We start from the raw sequence: 21,014 nt of genomic DNA, 5'->3' as shown, positions 1-21,014 counted from the left end.
CGCGGGTCGACCCGTCGCCCGGCCGCCGACCACACGGCCGACGGACCCGGGCCGGTCGGGCTACTTGCCCGACTTCGCCAGGAAGGCGAGCAGGTCCTGGCGGCTGACGACACCCGTCGGCTTGCCCTCGACCAGCACGATCGCCGCGTCGGCCTCGCCCAGCACCGCCATCAGCTCGGCGACCGGCTCGCCGGAGCCGACCTGCGGCAGCGGCGGGCTCATGTGCTTCTCCAGCGGGTCGCCCAGCGAGGCCCGCTGCGCGAACAGCGCCGCCAGCAGCTCCTTCTCGACGACGGAACCGATGACCTCGGCCGCCATCACGTCCGGGTGACCGGCGCCCGGCTTGACGATCGGCATCTGCGAGACGCCGTACTCACGGAGCACGTCGATGGCCTCGCCGACGGTCTCCTCGGGGTGCATGTGGACCAGGGACGGCATGGCGCCCTCCTTGTCCCCGAGCACGTCACCGATGCGCGCCGACGGTCCGGCCTCCTCCAGGAAGCCGTGACCCGCCATCCACTCGTCGCTGAAGATCTTGCTCATGTAGCCGCGACCGCTGTCGGGCAGCAGCACGACGACCACGTCGTCCGGACCCAGGCCCTCGGCGGCCTTGAGCGCGGCGACGACCGCCATGCCGCAGGAGCCACCGACCAGCAGGCCCTCTTCCTTCGCGAGGCGACGCGTCATCTGGAAGGAGTCCTTGTCGGACACCGCGATGATCTCGTCCGTGACGTTGCGGTCGTAGGCGGTCGGCCAGAAGTCCTCGCCGACGCCCTCGACCAGGTACGGGCGGCCGGAGCCGCCCGAGTAGACGGAGCCCTCGGGGTCGGCGCCGATGACCTTGACCTTGCCGCCGGACACCTCCTTGAGGTAGTTGCCGGTGCCGGAGATCGTGCCGCCGGTACCGACGCCCGCCACGAAGTGGGTGATCTTCCCGTCCGTCTGCTCCCACAGCTCGGGACCGGTGGTCTCGTAGTGCGAACGGGGGTTGTTCGGGTTGCTGTACTGGTCGGGCTTCCAGGCGCCGGGCGTCTCGCGCACGAGGCGGTCCGAGACGTTGTAGTACGAGTCCGGGTGCTCGGGATCGACGGCGGTCGGGCAGACGACCACGTCGGCGCCGTACGCGCGCAGCACGTTGATCTTGTCCAGGGACACCTTGTCAGGGCAGACGAAGATGCACTTGTAGCCCTTCTGCTGGGCCACGATGGCGAGTCCTACGCCGGTGTTGCCACTGGTCGGCTCCACGATGGTGCCGCCGGGCTTGAGGGCACCGCTCTGCTCGGCGGCCTCGATCATCCGGACGGCGATCCGGTCCTTCACGGATCCACCGGGATTGAAGTACTCGACCTTCGCAAGGACGGTGGCCTGCAGGCCTTCGGTCACACGGTTGAGCTTCACCAGCGGGGTGTTGCCGACGAGGCTGATCATCGAGTCGTGGAATTGCACCATGTTCTCCAAGGAGGGGACTCCACGGGTTCTCCGGGAGGTCCGGCCAGAGTATGCGCTAAGGGATTGACGGACCGGCTCTACGGGGCAGGAAGGTCATCGGGGCAGCAGGAAAGCGAGGTGCCCGAGGGTGTCCAGGGCGAGGACGGCCCGCCGGATCGCGGCGGGCGCGGCGTACGGCGGAGGCGGCCTCGGGCTGCTCGGCGTCGCCGCGGTGGGACTGGTGCTGGCGGAGGTCCAGTTCGCCAAGCGCACGGTGGGCACCGGCCTGCCCGATCCGCCCCGCGCCGACGGGGTCTACGGGAGCGAGTTCGGTGGTCCCGAGCTTAGTCCCGGTCTCCTGCGGTTGGGCATGCTCGGCGATTCCACGGCGGCCGGCCTCGGGGTCCGGCGGGCGCGGCAGACGCCGGGCGCCCTGCTCGCCTCCGGCTTGGCGGCGGTGGCCGAGCGGCCGGTCGAGCTGCGCAACGTAGCCCTTTCGGGGGCGATGTCGGACGACCTCGACCGCCAGGTGGGCCTGCTGCTGGACGGGGACGCCCCGGCGCCGGACGTCTGCGTGATCATGATCGGCGCGAACGACGTGACCCGCCGCATGCCGCCCACCCAGTCGGTCCGGCTGCTCACCTCGGCGGTGCGCAGGCTGCGGCTCGCGGGCTCCGAGGTCGTCGTCGGCACGTGCCCGGACCTCGGCACGATCGAACCGGTCTACCAGCCGCTGCGGATGCTGGCCCGGCGGGTCTCGCGCCAGTTGGCGGCGGCCCAGACGATCGGCGTGGTGGCGCTGGGGGCCCGTACGGTCTCGATGGGCGACCTGCTGGGGCCCGAGTTCGCGGCGAATCCCCGCGAGATGTTCGGCCCGGACTCCTACCACCCGTCCGCCGAGGGGTACGCGACGGCCGCCATGGCGGTCCTGCCGACCCTGTGCGCGACACTCGGACTGTGGCCCGGATCGGACCGCCTCGACGTGTCCCGGGACGAGGACCTGCTGCCGGTGGCGAAGGCCGCCTCCGCCGCGGCCGGCGAGGCGGGCACCGAGGTCACCCCGGCCCGCGGGCCGTGGGCCCTGCTCAAGCACCGGCGGCGCCGTCGGGTGCCGGAGTCCGAGCCGATCGGCCGGCCGTTCGAGGCGCACGACGCGGACGAGACGGGCGAGACGGGCGAGACGGGCGAGAGCGCCGGGAACGCCGAGAGTTCGGACGCCCCGGTACCCGGTCCCTGACGGCGGCGGCCCGGCCCGTCCGGCGGCGGATTACCGTGGGTCACCGCAGGCACGGCCGGCGTCCGGCGCCTCGGCCCGCCGCCCGGGTGCGGTCCTCATCACACCGCGAGGCCGGTGACCTCGACGGTACGGGCCGGTAACTTCACATGCTGGTCCGGTACGAGCCGCAACGCACCCCCTTGGAGCCCCGATGCCCGAAGCAGTCATCGTTTCCACCGCCCGCTCGCCCATCGGGCGCGCCTTCAAGGGGTCCCTCAAGGACATCCGCCCGGACGACCTGACCGCGACGATCATCCAGGCCGCCCTCGCCAAGGTCCCCGAGCTGGACCCGCGCGACATCGACGACCTGATGCTGGGCTGCGGCCTGCCGGGCGGCGAGCAGGGCCACAACCTGGGCCGGATCGTGGCCGTACAGATGGGCATGGACCACCTGCCGGGCTGCACGATCACCCGTTACTGTTCCTCGTCCCTCCAGACCTCCCGCATGGCCCTGCACGCCATCAAGGCGGGCGAGGGCGACGTCTTCATCTCGGCGGGCGTCGAGATGGTCTCCCGCTCGGTGAAGGGCTCCTCCGACGGCCTGCCCGACACCCACAACCCGCTCTTCGCCGACGCCGAGGCCCGTACGGCCGCGGTGGCGCAGAGCGAGGGCGCGTCCTGGCACGACCCCCGCGAGGACGGCCTGATCCCGGACGCCTACATCGCGATGGGGCAGACCGCCGAGAACCTGGCCCGGCTCAAGGGCGTGACCCGCCAGGACATGGACGAGTTCGGCGTCCGCTCGCAGAACCTGGCCGAGGAAGCCATCAAGAACGGGTTCTGGGCCCGCGAGATCACCCCGGTCACCACCCCCGACGGCACCGTCGTCTCCACCGACGACGGCCCGCGCGCCGGCGTCACCCTGGAGGGCGTCCAGGGCCTCAAGCCCGTCTTCCGCCCCGACGGCCTGGTCACGGCGGGCAACTGCTGCCCGCTGAACGACGGCGCCGCCGCGCTGGTCATCATGAGCGACACGAAGGCGCGGGAGCTGGGCCTGACCCCGCTGGCCCGGATCGTCTCCACCGGCGTGACCGGCCTCTCCCCCGAGATCATGGGCCTGGGCCCGGTCGAGGCCTCCAAGCAGGCCCTGAAGCGGGCCGGCCTGACGGTCGGCGACATCGACCTCTTCGAGATCAACGAGGCGTTCGCCGCCCAGGTGATCCCGTCCTACCGGGACCTGGAGATCCCGCTGGAGAAGCTGAACGTCAACGGCGGGGCCATCGCCGTCGGTCACCCGTTCGGGATGACCGGTGCGCGCATCACCGGCACCCTGATCAACAGCCTCCAGTTCCACGACAAGCAGTTCGGCCTCGAAACGATGTGCGTGGGCGGCGGCCAGGGCATGGCCATGGTCATCGAGCGGCTGAGCTGAGCCGTAGCGGAGGGTAGGGGCGCCCCGAGGAACGAGGGGCGCACCTGCCCGCAGCGGTGGCGCGGCCCCGACGGGGCGCCGGCCGCGCCGACTCTCCGTAGTCGGTTCCAACCCCGTCGCGGCCGAGCTGTGACCGAATCTCCCCCAGGATGTGACCTATGTCCTGGGGGATCGGCATTTGCGCAGGTCAGGGAAGCGCGTGAGGGCAGCGAGGGACCAACGACCTGTCCAATTCATGACGTAATGCACTGCATGCCATTCCCAGCACACGTCAAGCTGATGTAGGAAGTCGGGGGATCGAATCAACCAGGAGTTAGTCAGTGAGCGCCATGTCTCTTGCCCTGCTGCTGACCACGGCCGCTGCCACGGCCGTGGGCGCCGCTGCGCTGCACGCCGTACACGGACTGCGTAAGCAGGTCACGGCCCTGCGCGGCGAGCTGGCGATGCCGGCCCACCCGCGCGGCGCGGCCGTCCCGCACGCCCGCAGCGCCGTGGAGTCCCCCGCCGCCGAGATACGAGCCGCCGTCGCCGAAGCCCTCGCGGAGGAGCGGGAGCGGGAGCTGGCCGAAGCGCGGGCCTTCTGGGCCGCGCAGGAGGCCCGCGACGCCGCCGACGCCTCTCCCAGCTTCGCCGGGGAGGCCCCGGGCTCGCTGCTGGGCGGTCTGCCCGGTCTCGGCGAGGACAGCCCGGTGTTCCTGCCCCGGCAGGCCGACCTCGTGGGTCTGGAGCCGGTCCTCGGCGAGGACCTGCTGGACGACTACCCGGAGGACTCGGCCGAGCTGGCCGCCGCCCGCAGGCGCCATCCCTCGCACCCCGATTTCGTACCCGTCCAGGCCCCGCACCCGGGCGTGGACCACGAGCGCACCGTCAGCCGCCTGGAAGAGCTCGCGGAGGCCCGTACGGCCCTCGCGGACGTCCGCCCCGGCCCGCTGGGCACCCTGGACGTGTACGTCTTCACCGACGGCACGACGCTGTGTATGACCCCGGGCCACCGGGAGACGGCGGAGCGCCTGGCGCAGGCCCTGCGCTCGGGTACCGCCCCGGTGCTGCTCGGCGGCTCGGGGATCTCCGGCGCGTACGCCCTGACCTTCTCCTGCGGTGACGCCGAGGACCCGGAGAGCAACGTCTACATCCTCGCGGACCGCGTCATCGCATCGCTCTGAGTTCCGCCTGCTCCACCAGTCGCACGGCCTCGTCCAGCATGGCGGACGGGGCCGTTCCGCCGTCCTGTGCGGCCGTCGCGGCCGCCGCGCGCAGTGCCTCGGCGAGGTCCTGACCGGTCACCGCGACCTGGTCGCCGACGACGAAGACGCCCGCGTCCGGCACGACGCGCGCCGGAGCCGCCCCCTTCGGGTCCCGGGCCGCGTCCTCCAGCCGCTGGGCCCGCACCGCGAGCTCGCGGGCCAGTTCCAGTGCCTCGGCGGCGGCGCCGCGCTGGAGCCGGCTCTGCGGAGCGGACCTCAGCCGGTCGGCGAAACGTTCGACGGCGGCGGTCAGGGGCGAAGTATCAAGCACCCGGCCGACCTTACGCGCCGTCCCGGCGGCATTGCCAACGGGCGAACGCTGAGGCACGGTGTCGTGAAGAGAACAAGGCGATACCTCCGGAGGCGCCCATGTCCGTAGAGTTCTCGGAGCAGACACACCGCAACATGATCGACAGAATTCCCCTGACCACCGGTCGTGAAGTGTCCGACTGGCTGCGCACCGTGGACGACGGCCCCTCCCTCGTCCGGTTCGAGGAGAAGGTCAGCTGGCTGCGCGGCGCGCACGATCTCTCGTACGGCCAGGCCAAGGCGATCATCCACGAGTACGACCTCCGCAGGGCCGCCCGCAGACTCGGCTGAGCCCCTGCCCCCGTCCGCACCGCACGAGGTCCCCCGACCGGCCGAGTCCCCCGACCTACCCCGATCCGTACCGCTCCAGGACGCGGGAAGGCCCCGCGAGCGCAATCGCTCGCGGGGCCTTCCCCACGCCGGACCTGCCGGCCTGACACCTGCCGGCCGGGCCCGACGACCTAGTCGTCACCGGAGAGGATCTGGAACAGCCGCAGCAGCTCCAGGTAGATCCACACCAGGGTCAGGGTGAGGCCGAAGGCCGCCAGCCAGGACTCCTCGCGCGGGGCGCCGTACGCGATGCCGTCCTCGACCTGCTTGAAGTCCATGGCGAGGAAACACGCGCCGAGGATCACGCCGACGACGCCGAACAGGATGCCCAGACCGCCGCTGCGGAAGCCGAGGCCGTCGCCGCCGCCGAACAGGGAGAACAGCAGGTTCACGACCATGAGCAGCATGAAGCCCATGGCGGCGGCCATCACGAAGCCGGTGAAACGGCGCGTGACACGGATCCAGCGCATCTTGTACGCGAAGAGCACGGCGGCGAAGACGCACATCGTGCCCAGCACGGCCTGGATGACCACGCCCCCACCGAAGTAGGTGCTGGTGGCCGAGCTGATGACGCCGAGGAACACGCCCTCGAAGGCCGCGTAGCCCAGGATCAGCCCGGGGACGGGCTTGCGCTTGAACGACTGGACGAGCGCCAGCACCATCGCGATGAGCGCGGCGCCGATGGCGATGCCGTACGACTTGTTGATGTTGGCCGGGTCGACGGGCAGCGCGATCCAGGAGATGACCGCCGTCAGCACCACGGTGCCGAGCGTCATGGCCGTACGGCTCACCACGTCGTCCATGGTCATCACATGGCCGCGCGCCGGCGCCTGCGGCATCCCGGTGACGGGGTCCGCCGCGTAGGGGTTCGTCGCGTACGGGTTGGTCGCGGTCCCGGCCTGCTGCGCGTCAAAGCCCGCGTAGCCGCCGGTGTCGCGGCTGAACCCCCGTCGCGAGAAGACCGGGTTACTGCTCCTCATCTCACTCCTCCGTGGCCGCGGGACGCGGCCGTCGCCTCAAGAGTAATGCGTTCGCAAAGAAACCACCCTACTGCTGGAGGAGGATCTTAGGAGAAGGCGAGGCGAACCGCGCGGGAGATGTCGTGACGGTGTCAGCGCGGCGCGCGGACGAGCCGCCACGCTGTGTTCAAAGCTGATAAATGCTTTATGTTGCACAGGCAAAACACGGGGGGAGGCGGCGGGCGGCACATGGCACGGGACTACGACAGTCAGCTGCTGGAGTCGGTGGCGGTACGCCGGCGCAGGATGCGTGACGCGCTGCTGTTCGGCGCGCAGCGGGCGCGGCGCACGGCGGACGAACGGCTCGGGAAGCTGTTCGCCGGCATCGCGATCGCGGCCGTCCTCTGCGCGGGGTGCGTCGGCTGGTCCTTCATCCAGGCGACGCTGGCGAAGCAGAAGGCAGAGCAGCAGAAACAACAGCAGCAACAGCAGAGCCAGATGCAACAGTTCGGGCAGCCGCCGAAGCAGCCCGACCCGTCGCTCGCGCCGGCCGCGTCGAAGGCCGCCGGCCCGGGCCCGTCGAAGGGCCCGACCCCGGCCGCGACGGGGCACCCGTCGAAATCCCCGAAGCCGTCCAAGGCACCGTCCACGCCGGTGTCGAAGTCGCCCCAGCCGGGCGGCTCGCAGACATCCCACTCGTAGACATCCCACCGGCACCTCGCCGAGATCTCGTCCCCGAAGGCCCGCGACACCGCGATGGTAGGTTCCTGCAAGTGGTGAGCACAGCAACGACTTCCCGAGCACAGCTGTCCCGGGTGACCCTGGTCGGCGAGCGACGCCGGGCCGACATGGTCCTGCCCTCCGATACGCCGATCGGGCAGTTGCTCCCGGACATACTCCAGTTGCTCGACGACCGGGCGGCATCGCGGCCGATGACGCGCCAGTTGCTGACCTCGGACGGCTCGGCGCTCCCGCAGGACAGCACGCTGGCCTCGGCCGGCATAGCCGACGGCGCCGTCCTGCGCCTCGTCAGGATCCACTCCGCGCCGCCCGCTCCCGTCGTCCATGACGTGACCGACCTGGTGGCCGACGACCTCGACCTGCGGGCCTGGCGCTGGCGTCCCGCCGCCCGGCGGGGCAGCGCCGGGGTCGCGACGGTGCTCTTCACGATGACCGCCGCCCTGCTGGCCCGGCGCGAGGTCGCCCTCGACACCCTGGCCGGCGCCCTGCTGGTCGTCACTCTCGTCCTGCTGGCCGCCGGCGCGGTCGGCGCACGACTCGGGCAGGGCAACCGGGGCCTGGCCACCGCGCTTCTCTTCGCCTCCGGGGGCCTCGGCGTGCTGACGGCGTGGACCGCCGCCGACGCCCACCACTGGCCGTGGGTCCTGCGGCTCGCCGCCGTCGCGGGCGCGCTGGTCGTGACGCTCGTGATGCTCGGCTACTTCTCCCCGCTCGGCCGCGGCGGACTCATCGGCGCCGGCGCGGTCGCCGGGATCACGCTCGTGTGGGAGGCGGTCGCCGCCGTCCAGGACGAACCCGCGCGCCTCGGTACGGTCATGGCCCTGTTCTCCGTGATGCTGCTCGGGCTGCTGCCGCGGCTCGCGCTGATGGCTTCGGGACTGACGGCGCTTGACGACACGCGCTCCGGCGGCGCCTCCGTAAGCCGCCACCAGGTGGGCAACGCCCTCGCCGCCACGCACCGCGGCCTCGCCCTCGCGACGATCGCGACCGCCGTCTCGGCCGCCGCCGCGGGCTGGTTGCTCACGCTGGCCGCGGAGCCGAACGTGTGGACCGTGTTGCTGCCGTCGCTCGTCGCCGTGGTGCTGCTGTCGCGGGCGCGGGCGTTCCCGCTGGTCGCGGAGGTGGTGGCGCTGCTCGCCGCGGCGGCCGTCCTCCTCGTACGCCTCGTGCTGCTGTGGATCGGTCACGGCGGCGGCACCGGGGCGCTGGTCGTGCTGTGCGTGGCCGCGCTGCTGCCGCTGCTCGGGCTCGCCGTGCAGCCGCCCGAGCACGTGCAGGTGCGGCTGCGGCGTACGGCCGACTTCGTCGAATCCGTCGGCGTGGTGGGGCTGTTCCCGTTGGCCGTCGGGGTGTTCGGCGTCTACGGGCAGCTGCTCGACAAGTTCTGAGTCAACTCGCAGGCGGCTCCGGGCGGGGCGGCAGGTCGGTACAAGAGGGGTAGGGGCAGGGATGCCGAGCGGAGACAACTGGCAGGGCGATGTCCTTCGCGACCTGAGGGGCGCCGGGGGGCAGCCGTTGCCCGAGGGACAGGGGCCGGTCGGGCCCGACCCGCAGGGCGTGACCCCCGCCCAGGGGCCGGGGCCCGGCGGGGAGTTCCCGGCGCCCGACGGCCACGACCCCGCGCGGCCGGTGCCCGCGGCCGGCCCCCACCAGCAGCAGCCCGTCACGGGCGCCGGGGACGGCGCGTACGGGTACCCGTACCAGACGCCGGCCACCCCGACGCCGCCCGCCCAGGGCCGGCCCGCCCAGGCTCCGGCACCGTACGTCCCGGCCCCGCAGACCGCCGCGCCCCGGACCCCCGCGCCGCAACACCAGGCCCCGCAGCACCAAGCCCCGTACCCTCCCCAGGGCCACCCCGCCGACGCCGGGCCCCGCCCGGCGCGCGCCCTCGACTCCCGGCCCGCGGTCGACCCCGGTCTGGTCGGCGCCCGCCGCAAGCCCCGTAACGGTGAGCCCTTCCTGGCCCGTGCCGCCGGCGCGCTCTGGCGAACCGTTTCCTCGTCCGTCGCCCGCGAGGTCGCCGAAGCCTCCGGCACCGCCGAGCTGCTCCAGCAGCCGGTGACGACCGGCCGCCAGATAGCCGTCACCTCCATCCGCGGCGGCGCGGGCAAGTCCACGGTCGCCGCCCTGCTGGGCACGACGTTCGCGCACTACCGCCAAGACCCGGTGCTCTTGGTCGAGGCCGACCCGGCCCTCGGCTCGCTGCCCATCCGGCTCGGCGCCGACTCCCTGCGCTGGACCACCGGTGACGTCGCCGACATCATCGAGCCGCAGATGTCGCTGCTCGACGTCACCGGCTACCTCGTCCAGCTCCGCGACAACGCCTGGCTGCTGCCGGGCAGCCAGGGCCAGATCGGCGCCATGCTCGACACCCGCTCCTACGAACGGGCCATGGTCGCCCTGCGCCGCTACTTCGGCGTGACGGTCGTCGACTGCGAGACGCTGCCCGCCGAGGTCGCCCGCGTCGCGCTCTCCGCCTCCCAGGCCCGGGTCCTGACCACGCCCGCGACCTTGGACGGCGTCGCCAGCACGTACGCGGTGCTCCAGTGGATGCAGGGCCTGCCCCCATACGTGATCGCCGGCACGGTCGTCGTCCTGACGGAACAGGCCGCGCAGGCGGGCATCGACGTGGACGAGGCGGTGCGGACACTGCGCACCACCGGGGCGAGCGTCCACGTACTGCCGCACGACCGCCACCTGGCGGACGGCGGCCCCATCCGTACCGATCTGCTCGCCCGGGCCACGAGGACGGCCGCCACCCGGATCGCCGCGGACGCGTTCCAGCTCTCCCAGAAGCGCCACTGACGGCCGAGACGGCCGACGACGGACGACCACGACGACGACGGACGACGGACGACGAAGATGAGCACGCGACTGATCCACCGCCCCGCCAGGACGGTCAGGCCCCCGGCCGCCTCCGAGGCCCGCACCATCGAGGCACCGCCCAACCTCCCCGAGGGCAAGGCGGGCAACATCGCGATGTCGCTGCTGCCCGTGGCCGGCGTGATGTCGTCGGTCGTGATGATGACGGTCGTCCGCAACAGCCAGTTCGCGGCGCTCGGCGCCCTCATCCTCGTCGTCACCGTCATCGGCTCGGTCGGCCTCGTCTTCTCGCAGCGCGGCAAGGCCCAGCGCACGCGCCGCACCCAGCGGGAGGCGTACCTCGCCTATCTGGAGGACCTGCGGGAGGAGCTCGCCGCCGAGGAGCGCCTTCGGGCGGAGCACGCGGGCGTGCTCAACCCGCCGCCGAGCGCCCTGTACGACATCGTGCGCGACCCGGCCCGGCTGTGGGAGCGCCGCCGCGTCGACGGTGACTTCCTGCGCGTGCGCGTCGGGACCGGCGAGATGCCGGTCCGCGACCTGCGGATCGCCGATCAGGGGTCCACCGTCCTCACCCCGCCCGACCGCTTCATGCTCAACGAGGCCTCGGCGCTGACCGCCCGTTTCCGCACCGGCACCGAACTCCCGCTGACCGTGCCCCTGGACCGGGTCGGGAACGTCTCCGTGATCGGACCGCGCGAGGACGGCCTGCGCGTGGCCCGAGCGCTGATGGTGCAGGCCGCCGCCACCCACGCCCCGGACGACGTGGCCATCGCCCTGGCGGTGCCCGGTGACCGGCTCGCGGACTGGGAGTGGGCCAAGTGGCTTCCGCACCTGCTGGACACCGAGCAGCTCGACGGCCCTGTCGCCGCCCGCCGGATCGCGCCGTCCACGACGCAGCTCGCCCGCCTGCTCGGCCCCGAACTGCGCCGCCGCGCCTCCTACGCCGCCGAGGTACGCCGGGGACTGTCCGGCAAGGACGCCCTGTCCATGACCTCCCGGCTGCTCGTCGTCGCCGACGGGCACGGGGAGGACGCCGTCGAACTCCCGCGTCCCGACGACGCCGTCGGGCTGCGCGAGATGGGCGTCACCGTCCTGCACCTCCTCGACCAGCGCATCCAGGAGCCCGGCCACGTCGGGGTACGTATCACCGTCGAGGGTGACCGCGTCCTCATCGAGGACCTGCGCGAGGAGGCTCCCGTCAGCGCCCACGGCACGGTGGACGAGGTCGGGGTTCCCTTCGCCGAGGGGCTGGCCCGGATGCTCGCGCCGCTGCGCCTGTCCGCCGAGTCGCTGATCGACGCCCCCCTGTCGGGCCCCGTGGACTTCGCCGGCCTGCTCGGCATCGAGGACGTGGCCCACCTCGACGTCCCCGGCATGTGGGCGCCCCGCGGCGAGCGGGCCTTCCTGCGCGTGCCCATCGGCATCAGCGACTCCCACGAGCCGGTGCTGCTCGACCTGAAGGAGTCGTCCGAGCTGGGCATGGGGCCGCACGGCCTGTGCGTCGGCGCGACCGGCTCCGGGAAGTCGGAGCTGCTGCGCACCCTCGTCCTCGCGCTGGTGGCCACGCATCCGCCGGAGGACCTCGCCCTCGTCCTCGTCGACTACAAGGGCGGTGCGACCTTCGCGCCGTTCGCCGGCCTGCCGCACGTCGCCGGTGTCATCACCAACCTGGAGAACCAGGCCGGTCTGGTCGAGCGCGTCCACGCCTCGCTCGCGGGCGAGGTCAAGCGTCGCCAGCAGGTCCTCAAGGACGCGGGCAACATCGCCGACATCGGCGACTACAACGCGCTGCGCGCCGACCGGCGTCCCGATCTGGACCCGCTGCCGCACCTGTTCGTGGTCATCGACGAGTTCGGCGAACTCCTCACCGCGAAACCCGACTTCATCGACCTGTTCCTGTCCATCGGCCGGATCGGCCGCTCCATCGGCGTACACCTGCTGCTGTCCAGCCAGCGCATCGAGGGCGGCAAGCTCAAGGGCCTGGACACCTACCTGTCGTACCGGCTGGGCCTGCGCACGTTCTCCGCCGACGAGTCCCGTACGGTCCTGGACACCACGGACGCCTTCCACCTGCCGCCGCTGCCCGGCTTCGGCTACCTCAAGGTGGACACCAGCCACTACGAACGCTTCAAGGCCAGCTACGTCTCCGGCGCCTACCGCGGCCCCGTCGAGCGCGCCGACGAGCAGGACTCCGGTCCCCTCGCCCTGCCGTACGAGGCGTTCAACACCCTGGCCGAGCCGGAGAACGCGCAGGCGCAGGAACAGACCACCCGGCGCCGGGAGACCGGCCCGACCGAACTGGGCGTCGTGGTCGGCCAACTGGAGCGGGCCGCCGCACCGGTACGCCGGATCTGGCTCCCCCCGCTGCCCGGCGCGGTCGCGCTGGACACCGTCGCGGGCCCGCTCGACGTGGGCCCGCGCGGGATACAGCTCGCCAAGCGGCGGGGCAGGCTGATGGTGCCGCTCGGCGTGCTCGACGACCCGACGAAGCAGTGGCAGGGCGAGTGGTTCCTCGACCTCACGGTCGCGGGCGGCCACGCCGCCGTCATCGGCGGACCGCAATCCGGCAAGACCACCCTGCTGCGCACCCTGGTCCTGTCGCTCGCGCTGACCCACACCCCGCAGGAGGTCGGCGTCTACGGTCTGGACCTGGTCGGCGGCGGCCTCCAGGCCCTGGCCGGGCTGCCGCACGTCGGCGGGATCGCGGGCCGGGCGGACCGCGAGCGGGCGGCGCGGACCGTCGAGGAAGTACGCACGATGCTCGCCATGCGCGAGGACCTCTTCCGCGAGCACGGCATCGACTCAGTCGAGCAGTTGCGCTCGCTGCACGCGGCGGGCCGGCTGCCGCAGCTCGCCTCCGCCGAGATCATCCTGGTCATCGACGGATTCGGCGCGCTGCGCGACGACTTCGAGAGCCTGGACGACGCCGTCGTGGACATCCTCAAGCGCGGCAGCGGCTACGGCATCCACGTGGTCGCCGGCATGTTGCGCTGGAACGACGTACGGATCGCCACCCAGTCGAACTTCGGCACGCGGGTCGAGCTGCGGCTCAACGACCCCAGCGAGTCCAGCGTCGACCGCAAGCTGGCCGAGACCCTCTCGCCCGACGAACCCGGCCGCGTGCTGACCGACGGCAAGCTCTTCGCCCAGGTCGCGTTGCCCCGGACGGACGGGCTCGCCGACGCCTCGGAGCTGGGCTCGGTGCTGGAGCGCACCGCCCGTACGGTGCGCGCCACGTGGAGCGGGGAGACCGCCCAGCCGGTACGGGTGCTGCCGCACGTCCTGGAGCCGCACCTGCTGCCCGGCCCGGCGGCCGAGCCGAAGCGGGTGCCGATCGGGCTGGACCAGACGGCGCTGGCGCCGGTCCTGATCGACCTGTTCCGCCACGACCAGCACCTGCTGGTCCTGGGCGACAGCGAGTGCGGGAAGACGAACCTGCTCAAGACCATCGCCGGCGGGCTCGTCGAACGCTACGGCGAGGAGGAGCTGGTCTTCGCCATCATGGACCCCCGGCGCGGTCTGCGCGGGGTGGTCCCGGAGGAGTTCAACGGCGGGTACGCCTACAACGCCAAGCTGTGCGCGGGGCTTTCGGCCGGCATCGCCACCGAGCTTGAGCGGCGGATGCCCGACGACAGCGTGCCCCTGGAGGAGCTGGAGCCGGGCAGTTGGGGCGGCGGGCCGCGGATCGTCGTACTCGTCGACGACTACGACGTGCTGACGACTGCCGGACAGTCCCCGCTGGCGCCGTTCCTGCCGTACGTGCCCTCGGCCGCCGACATCGGCCTGCACTTCGTCCTCACCCGCCGGGTCGCCGGCGCCTCGCGCGGCATGTACGAGCCCTTGGTGCAGGGGCTGCGCGAGTCGGGCGCCTCCGCCCTGGTCATGGCGGGCGACCGCAGCGAGGGCCAGTTGCTGCCCGGGGTGTACGCCTCCCAGCAGCCCGCAGGGCGGGGGGTGCTGGTCCGCCGGGGCCAGTCGAGCCGCCTGATCCAGACCGTCTACACCCCCGGGTGAGCGCCCTCGCGCCCACGCGTCACTCATCGCGTCCGCCTCCCGCCTCCCGACCGAAGGACCTGACCAGCACATGACGAAGGACGTCGTCGCCCTCACCGAGCGGATGCCCGACCCGTGGACCGTGCTCGCCGGACTCCTCTCCGGGGGACCCGACAAGCTCGTGAACGCGGCGGCCGAGGGGGCCGTCGTGCAACTGTGCGACGAGGAGGGCCGCCCGCTGGTCTCCATCGAGGCGCCGCTGCTCGTCCAGGTGGAGGGCGAGGCCGAGCGGCTGCTCGGAGCCACCGCGCCGCCGGTCCCGTTCTGGTGGACGGAGGCCCGCGCGACCACCGGCGTCGCGGACGCCGCCCGGCTCGCGGGCACCTTCGCGGCCCGACTGGCCGCCCTGGCCGGCGGCTCCTCCTGGCCGCGCGAGCCGGGGCGCTCGCTGGCCGTGGTGCGGACCGAGGGAGTGAGCGTGGCGTCGGAGCCGGCCGCCGCGCAGGCCGCCGTCGACGTGCTCACCGACCGGGTGGCCGTCGTGATCCAGGACCGCCCCGTGGTGGCCATGACCGCCTGGCTCTCGGACGCCTTCCGGGCCGCCGCCGAAGCCGAGCTGGGTCTGCAGATCGTCACCCCGCCGGGCACCACCCTCTCCCCCGCCGTCCGGGAGAACCTGAGCGGTTGGCCCTCGCGCTGGGTGGTGCAGGACGAGCGGGACGGCTACTACGACGGCCTCACGGGGGCCGTCCTGCGCTGGCAGGCCGGGCTCTTCGCCCCGGTCGAGGCGCTCGACGCGACGCCCGAGGACCCGCGCACCCCCGTGGCCGCCGCGTTCCGGGAGGCCGCGGAGACCGCCGAGCGGCAGTTGGCCGTCACCTTCCGCGCGGTCCACCCCGCCGACGAACGGCTCGTCCTGGGGGGCGCCCTGGAGGCGGTGTGGCGGGAGCTGACGGGCGGGCCGCCGGCCGGGTGGGGCACGGCCGAGCCGGCGAACCTGCCGTGGTCCCCGGCCCGACTGACCGACGTCGCCTACGCGCGGGCGCCGGAGCCGACCTGGTTCGTGGTGGTCGGTTCCCCCGAGCGCCCCGGCCTCGCCACCGTACGGGTGCGCCGCACGAAGGCGGGCGTCGAGGAGGAGGTCACCCTCGCGTTCGGCTACGGCGCGGGCGAGGAGCCCCCCTTGGACGCGCTGACGAGGACCGCGGAGGTGCTCGCCACCCGTCACCACCTCCAGTCGATGCTCGTACAGCTCCGCAAAGCCCGCCGCGACCTGGCGGTTCCGCCCCGCTTCGAGGGGCCGGGCGTGCCGGTGGCCTTCGTCCTCGGGGCGGAGGAGGTCCGCGCCATGCCCGGCGACCGGGCCCGCAACACGCCCTTGGCCGAACGACCCGTGCCGCTGGGCCCCAAGACCCGGCCCGCGCTGTACTACCCGCTGCCCGGGGACCCCTCGGACCTGGCGGTTTGGCAGGACTTCGAGCTGCTGATGCGGCATCTGAAGGGCGCCTGAAGGGCCTCGTTGAGATGTTCGGCTTTGGTCACAACCGGCAGATTGCAGGTTGCAAGAGCGACGTATGTTGAGAGAATTGGCCATACTGATGGTCGTTCTATCGTGACGGGGGTGTGGGATGAAGTTCGACATGGGGACGCAGGTTCTGACGAACCTGATGTCGGGATCGCGGACGTCGAGTACGGATCTGGGCACGTTGATCCGGCAGTTGATCGCGGCGGCGCATCCGTTGGAGGGCAAGTTCAACGGTCAGGGCAAGGTCGCGTTCGACTCGTTCAAGGAGCACTCGGACGGGATCACGAAGGAGTTGAACGCCGCACTGTCGGCGATCTTGGGTGGTCAGTCGGGTATGGAGCAGGCCTTCGGGACCGGTGACCACGAGCAGGGTGACAACGCGCGGCAGCAGATGTCCGCGGCGAACTTCGACGCGGCCCGTTTCGCCGGCCGCTGACCACTGATCGGCGATCGCCGATCGCCGATCGCTGATCTTCGGAAGTTTTCTCAACCACACGGGGAGTGTGATGTGTGATGGCCGGTGGCACGGACCGTCGTTCGTATGACACGGGGGCGTCGACCGAGGCGCAGGGCAACATCCAGGTCGTGATCGGGCAGTTGGAGCAGGTGATCGCGGCGCGGGACGCGCAGGTGAAGGCGGCGATGTCGGACTTCGCGGCCGATGGCGTGGCGGATGAGTACCACGGCAAGGAACTGCGGTGGAAGAACGCCTCGCAAGAGGTGAAGAACATCATCCGGTTGCTGAAGTCGACGTTGGAGAAGAACGACGCGACGGCGGCGCAGACGATCGCGCGGGCGAAGGCCGCGGTCGACAACATCGGCTGAGCCGGTCGGGCCGGACGGTTTTACGGGGGAAGCATGACGTCGTGGGACATCAAGCCGCAGGGTGTGCAGTCTCAGCTGAAGCTCACCGGGGAGCGGGCGGGTGATCTGGAGAAGGCGCTGAACGCGCTGATGGGTCACATGTCGGAGGCCGCGTACGCGGCGGGTACGGCGGTGCCCGGCTCGGCGGCGACGGTGCCGAACGCGGCGCGGCAGGGTCCGGTGGCGACGGGGCAGGTGCCGTTGGCGCACCGGGGGACGATGGGTCCGGTGGGTGCGGCGTTGTCGCAGTACCTGGAGAAGCGTCAGCCGGACGTGAAGGCGATGGTGGACCGGATCCAGGCCGCGGTGCTGGGTGCGGCGAAGGCGACGAACGAGTACATCGAGGGTGACCTGGACGCGGCCAAGCACGCCCAGGACGCGGCGAAGAACGTGCGGTTGGACGAGCTGCGGGACGCCACGGGGGGCGGCAAGTGAGCAACAACAATCCGGTCGATCCCGCCGAGGTGCCGGTGTTCACCGGTGAGCTCGCGGTGCTGGACGAGAAGGTGAAGGCGCTGTCGGGGGACGGCGGGGCGCTGGCGAACGCCGGCTCCTCGGTGCACACCACGTTCGGCGGTCTGTCGGCGTACTACAAGGCGCCCGAGGCCGAGCAGTTGTTCGCGGTGACGAAGCCGGTCGTGGACATCACGATGTCCTTCAGCGGTGACATGTGCACGATCGCCGGTGCGCTCGGTTCGTACGCGAACGAGATCCGGCCGCTGGTGAAGAAGTTGGAGACGCTCAAGGGGGAGGCGGCTTCGTTCCAGTCGAAGGTCTCCGGCGACCACAAGTGGAACGAGGACGGCGACCTGGTCGAGGAGAACCTCGACCGGCGCAACGACATCGCCGAGGTGTGGTCGCAGTTCCAGGCCGCGGAGCGCACCGCGTACGACAAGATCGTGGCGTTGGTGTGCGGGACGCCGTTGAAGGTCGACGACGGTTCGCACGGCGCGAACATGTACGGCTATGACGCGGAGGCGCTCAAGCACTCCAAGTCGCTGCCGTGGGGCGACGCGGTGGAGGAGTCGGTGCCGTGGTGGCAGGTGTGGGAGCACGCCTACGACTTCGGCAAGGGCGTCATCGTCGACGGCGTGTGGGGCACCATCAAGGGCCTGGGCACCCTCGTCGGTTTCGACGGCTGGGACGCCACGAAGCAGGCGTGGACGGGTCTGGCGAAGCTGGCCACCGGTGTGTCCATCGCCATCATCCCGGGCGTCGGTTCGGTGTACATGACGATGCCGGGCAAGTACCTGCCGTCCTGGCTCCGTGATTCGCGTACCGCGATGAAGGAGACGGGCAAGGCCATGCTGGCGTGGGACCAGTGGAGCGAGAACCCCTCGCGGGCGGCCGGCGCGGTCACCTTCAACGTGGTCACCGCGATCTTCACCGACGGCGCGGGCGCGGCGGCCTCGGGCGCGGGCAAGGCGGGCATCGCGGCGAAGGCGCTGTCCTTCGCGGGCAAGGCCGGGCGGGCCATCGACCCGATGACGTACGTGTTCAAGGGCGCGGGGGCCGGCCTGTCGAAGATCGGCGACGTGATGGCCGGTCTCAAGGGCATCGGCAAGATCGAGATCCCGAAGATCTCCGAGGGCGCGTTCGCGCTGCCCGACGGGGCGTCGATGCTGCCTGACGGAACGATTCACCTCCCGTCGGGCACGGCCGTGCCCGAGGGCGCGATCAAGCTCCCCGACGACACCATCAAACTCCCCGAGGGCACCGCCACCCTGCCGCCGGGCACCGTCAAGCTGCCCTTCGACGACAGCCCCGCGAAGTACATCGACCACGAGGGCAACCTCTACAAGGAAGACGGCAGCCTCTTCCAGCGCGCCGAGGACGCCAAGGTCGAACCCGGCGCGACCACGGCCCACGCCCCGAAGGTGGAAGCCCCCGTCCTGGTCGGTGTCGGCGCCCACAACGCCGACAACGCCATCCGCCTCGGCTCCGACATCTCCGACCCCGTCCACGTGGGCGACCACACCCCGACCGGCCACGCGGGCGACCACACCCCGGGCGGCCACGCCCCGGACGGCATGCCGCGCAACGACCTCAACACCACCCCTGGAACCCCCCACCCGGGCGGCGACACCCCCTCCATCGGCGGCCACCCCGACAGCCCGTCCACGGCCGGCCACCACCCGGACAGCCCGAGCACCGGCGGCGCCCACCCCGACGGCCCGTCCACGGGCGGCCCCCACCTCCCGGACACCCCGGGCACAGGCGGCCACCACCTCCCCGACGCCCCGGGCGCGGCGCATGCGGGCGACAATGCGGCAGCCGGTGGGGCTACGGCACCCCACCAGCCGGTCAAGCGCCCGGAATTCATGTTGCACGGCGACAACCCCTACGGTCCCCCCGGGCACCTCTCAGAGGAGCAGATCAGGGAGATCCAGGTGTACCGGGCCAACGAGGAACCCGGATATTTCGACGAGTACTACAAGAACAACGGAAACCGAAAGAAACTCGAATTCAGGGACGAGAGCAACTTCACCCCGCCGCAGCTCACCAGGGTGGACGAAGGCTCCCCCTGGATGCAGGCGAAGGACGCTCCCGAGCCTCCGAAGCCGCACTACATCGATTCCGCGCTCATCCACGAGGGTGCGAACACGGTGTCGGACGCGTCCCGCCTGGAAAAGCTCAAGGAAGCGACCCGGAACCGCTACTTCACGATCGAGTGGGACAAGCTCGCCGATTCGCTCAAGAAGGACGCGGAAGCCCACCACAAGGTCCACGGGACGGATGAATCACTTGGCCTCTGGTCGGAGAGCCGTGGCGCGTACAAAGAATCCCACACGCAGATGGTCAAGGTGACCGAGAGCTACGGCGAATTCGTGGCCGAGCACCACTACATAGCGGAGCACCACCCCGGGTCGGTGAAACAGACCCTGCACGGACCCAAGAACGGCAACGACCAGTTTGACCAGGTGTGGCGTCGACCGGATGGCAAATATGTAGTGGTCGAGGCAAAAAGCAGTGTAGACACGAGGCTCGGAGGGCGGAATCTCCCCAACGGACGCAGGGTCTCTCAGGGATCAAGGGAATACTTCCTCGACATCATCCGCGAAATGGAGGATCGAGGTAAGACGATCAAGAGCGAACGAGACCTCGCGCGAGCGCTGAAGGTGGCGTTGAAGAAGGGAGATCTGGACTACATCGTCATCAAGGGCGACCGTAACGCGTACGCGTACAATGGATACCACCATCGGCGCTTCGACATTTCCAAGGGGACTCTTCCGTGACCGTGATCGTGACCCGTCATTTTACGTCCGGCGCCACGGAAGAGGAGTGGGCGGAGTACCTCGGAAATAATCTGGCTCAGGACATCGACGAGCTGGAGGCATATCCGGATTCGCTCTCCACGGTCTTCAACGACGCGCTTCTGCATCTCGGTGCCCGCTGCACCGTCGATCCGCGGGCGGCTAATCTGGAGACCTGGGAAGCCGTGGTCAACACGCTCCAGTTGGGGTCGGCCATCTTCGCTACCGTGTGCGCCGACGAGGGAGCCGTCGAATGCCGGATCAACCGGCAGATGCGCACGCTTCCCGCCGAAGGCCCGGCAAGCTACGCCGACCTGGGCACCTGGCTGACCACGTTCTGGCTCGCCTTGGTCTGCCGCGATCGGCAGCGGCTTACCCAGCTCGCCGAGGTACCGCTCGCCCGCATCGCATCCAGCGGCTACGACGCCTTCGTCGAGCACTGGGTGGATGCCCTCCAGACGTACTGGCTCCAAGGCCCCGACCTGGTGGAGAAGCTCACCCTCGCCGTCGAAAAGTCGCAGCCCGAGGTCGCCACCCTCGCCCCACCCAGCCTGCTCCAGACCGTACTCGCCCCGCCCATCAACCTCTTCTACCTCCTGATCACCAACAACCCCACCGGCTTCAACGAGTTCCTCGTCCAGGCACTCGAACTCCACAAGGCATACTGGACGGCCGACGAGAAGCGGGCCGAAAAGCCCGATGGGCACCTCGCGTTGGCGCCTTTGGCCCTCGCCTGCCACGCGTTCGACGGCGGAATGCCCATCGACGTCGAATCGGGCTACCTTCCGCACCACCTGCTGACTCGTGGGTGGCTCGGCGAATTCCCGATCTGACGGGCGGCCCGGACGCCTCGGCTTGCGGGCTCCACGGTTCACCGCCTCCCACCTGACCGTCGT

16 protein-coding genes and 1 pseudogene are annotated in these 21,014 nt (G+C 71.3%); 14 read left to right on the top strand and 3 right to left on the bottom strand.

The genetic code is table 11. The features are described 5' to 3' along the window. Window positions 1-60: 60 nt before the first annotated feature. The gene (locus E6R62_RS13490) at window positions 61-1,446 is read right to left on the bottom strand and encodes a cystathionine beta-synthase (protein ID WP_136213668.1); all 1,386 of its coding nucleotides are present in this window, start codon (window positions 1,444-1,446) and stop codon (window positions 61-63) included. 130 nt (window positions 1,447-1,576) lie between these two features. Between E6R62_RS13490 and E6R62_RS13485 the strand changes: the two genes are divergently transcribed. The 3 genes from E6R62_RS13485 (at window position 1,577) to E6R62_RS13475 (ending at window position 5,239) form a co-directional block, all read left to right on the top strand. Further along, window positions 1,577-2,665, top strand: a complete 1,089-nt coding sequence (locus tag E6R62_RS13485) for an SGNH/GDSL hydrolase family protein (RefSeq protein WP_240801648.1) — start codon at window positions 1,577-1,579, stop codon at window positions 2,663-2,665. Between the two features lie 190 nt (window positions 2,666-2,855). Beyond that, a complete protein-coding gene (locus tag E6R62_RS13480) occupies window positions 2,856-4,076 on the top strand; it encodes an acetyl-CoA C-acetyltransferase (RefSeq protein WP_136213620.1) in 1,221 nt (406 codons plus the stop codon). Window positions 4,077-4,405: 329 nt separating this feature from the next. After that, window positions 4,406-5,239 (top strand): hypothetical protein, encoded by an 834-nt coding sequence (locus E6R62_RS13475; RefSeq protein ID WP_206308720.1) that lies wholly within the window; start codon window positions 4,406-4,408, stop codon window positions 5,237-5,239. Here the strand turns inward: E6R62_RS13475 and E6R62_RS13470 are convergent. Next, window positions 5,223-5,591: a hypothetical protein gene (locus E6R62_RS13470; protein ID WP_136213618.1), complete on the bottom strand. Its 369-nt coding sequence runs from the start codon at window positions 5,589-5,591 to the stop codon at window positions 5,223-5,225. The two genes, E6R62_RS13475 and E6R62_RS13470, sit on opposite strands and share 17 nt — an antisense overlap. Window positions 5,592-5,689: 98 nt before the next feature. Here E6R62_RS13470 and E6R62_RS13465 point away from each other — a divergent pair, with 98 nt between their 5' ends. Then, window positions 5,690-5,920 carry a DUF4287 domain-containing protein gene (locus tag E6R62_RS13465; protein ID WP_136213617.1) on the top strand — a complete coding sequence of 77 codons (231 nt, stop codon included), beginning with the start codon at window positions 5,690-5,692 and terminating at the stop codon, window positions 5,918-5,920. A gap of 170 nt (window positions 5,921-6,090) precedes the next feature. On the opposite strand, the gene E6R62_RS13460 is transcribed toward E6R62_RS13465, so the two are convergent. Continuing rightward, the gene (locus E6R62_RS13460) at window positions 6,091-6,939 is read right to left on the bottom strand and encodes a Bax inhibitor-1/YccA family protein (RefSeq protein WP_136213616.1); all 849 of its coding nucleotides are present in this window, start codon (window positions 6,937-6,939) and stop codon (window positions 6,091-6,093) included. Window positions 6,940-7,167: 228 nt separating this feature from the next. On the opposite strand from E6R62_RS13460, the pseudogene E6R62_RS13455 reads away from it, so the two are divergent. The 10 genes and pseudogenes from E6R62_RS13455 to E6R62_RS13410 form a co-directional block, all read left to right on the top strand. After that, window positions 7,168-7,410: pseudogene (locus E6R62_RS13455) on the top strand (hypothetical protein); the annotation flags it as partial. Window positions 7,411-7,691: 281 nt separating this feature from the next. Beyond that, complete coding sequence (gene eccD, locus E6R62_RS13450; protein WP_136213615.1) at window positions 7,692-9,047, top strand: type VII secretion integral membrane protein EccD; 1,356 nt, start codon at window positions 7,692-7,694, stop codon at window positions 9,045-9,047. Between the two features lie 61 nt (window positions 9,048-9,108). Next, on the top strand, window positions 9,109-10,464 hold the full coding sequence (locus E6R62_RS13445; RefSeq protein WP_136213614.1) for a MinD/ParA family protein: 1,356 nt from the start codon (window positions 9,109-9,111) through the stop codon (window positions 10,462-10,464). Window positions 10,465-10,521: 57 nt separating this feature from the next. Continuing rightward, entirely contained in the window at window positions 10,522-14,496 is a 3,975-nt protein-coding gene (eccCa, locus tag E6R62_RS13440) for a type VII secretion protein EccCa (RefSeq protein ID WP_136213613.1), read from the top strand. Between the two features lie 70 nt (window positions 14,497-14,566). Next, on the top strand, window positions 14,567-15,985 hold the full coding sequence (locus E6R62_RS13435; protein WP_136213612.1) for a DUF6177 family protein: 1,419 nt from the start codon (window positions 14,567-14,569) through the stop codon (window positions 15,983-15,985). Window positions 15,986-16,103: 118 nt separating this feature from the next. Next, entirely contained in the window at window positions 16,104-16,436 is a 333-nt protein-coding gene (locus E6R62_RS13430; RefSeq protein WP_136213611.1) for a hypothetical protein, read from the top strand. A gap of 77 nt (window positions 16,437-16,513) precedes the next feature. Further along, the gene (locus tag E6R62_RS13425; protein WP_136213610.1) at window positions 16,514-16,825 is read left to right on the top strand and encodes a pore-forming ESAT-6 family protein; all 312 of its coding nucleotides are present in this window, start codon (window positions 16,514-16,516) and stop codon (window positions 16,823-16,825) included. Window positions 16,826-16,858: 33 nt separating this feature from the next. Continuing rightward, window positions 16,859-17,299, top strand: coding sequence for a DUF6507 family protein (locus E6R62_RS13420; RefSeq protein WP_136213609.1), 441 nt, complete (start codon window positions 16,859-16,861; stop codon window positions 17,297-17,299). Next, the gene (locus E6R62_RS13415; RefSeq protein ID WP_136213608.1) at window positions 17,296-20,100 is read left to right on the top strand and encodes a hypothetical protein; all 2,805 of its coding nucleotides are present in this window, start codon (window positions 17,296-17,298) and stop codon (window positions 20,098-20,100) included. The genes E6R62_RS13420 and E6R62_RS13415 overlap by 4 nt, the downstream gene beginning before the upstream one ends. After that, window positions 20,097-20,951, top strand: coding sequence for an immunity 49 family protein (locus E6R62_RS13410; protein ID WP_136213607.1), 855 nt, complete (start codon window positions 20,097-20,099; stop codon window positions 20,949-20,951). Before E6R62_RS13415 ends, E6R62_RS13410 begins: the two co-directional genes overlap by 4 nt. Window positions 20,952-21,014 lie beyond the last annotated feature (63 nt).

It is taken from the genome of Streptomyces sp. A1136, assembly GCF_004795055.1.
In the GTDB taxonomy this organism is placed as follows: Bacteria; Actinomycetota; Actinomycetes; order Streptomycetales; family Streptomycetaceae; genus Streptomyces.
The sequence above is the reverse complement of the archived record's forward strand: the minus strand, read 5'-3'. Positions and strand labels throughout refer to the sequence as shown.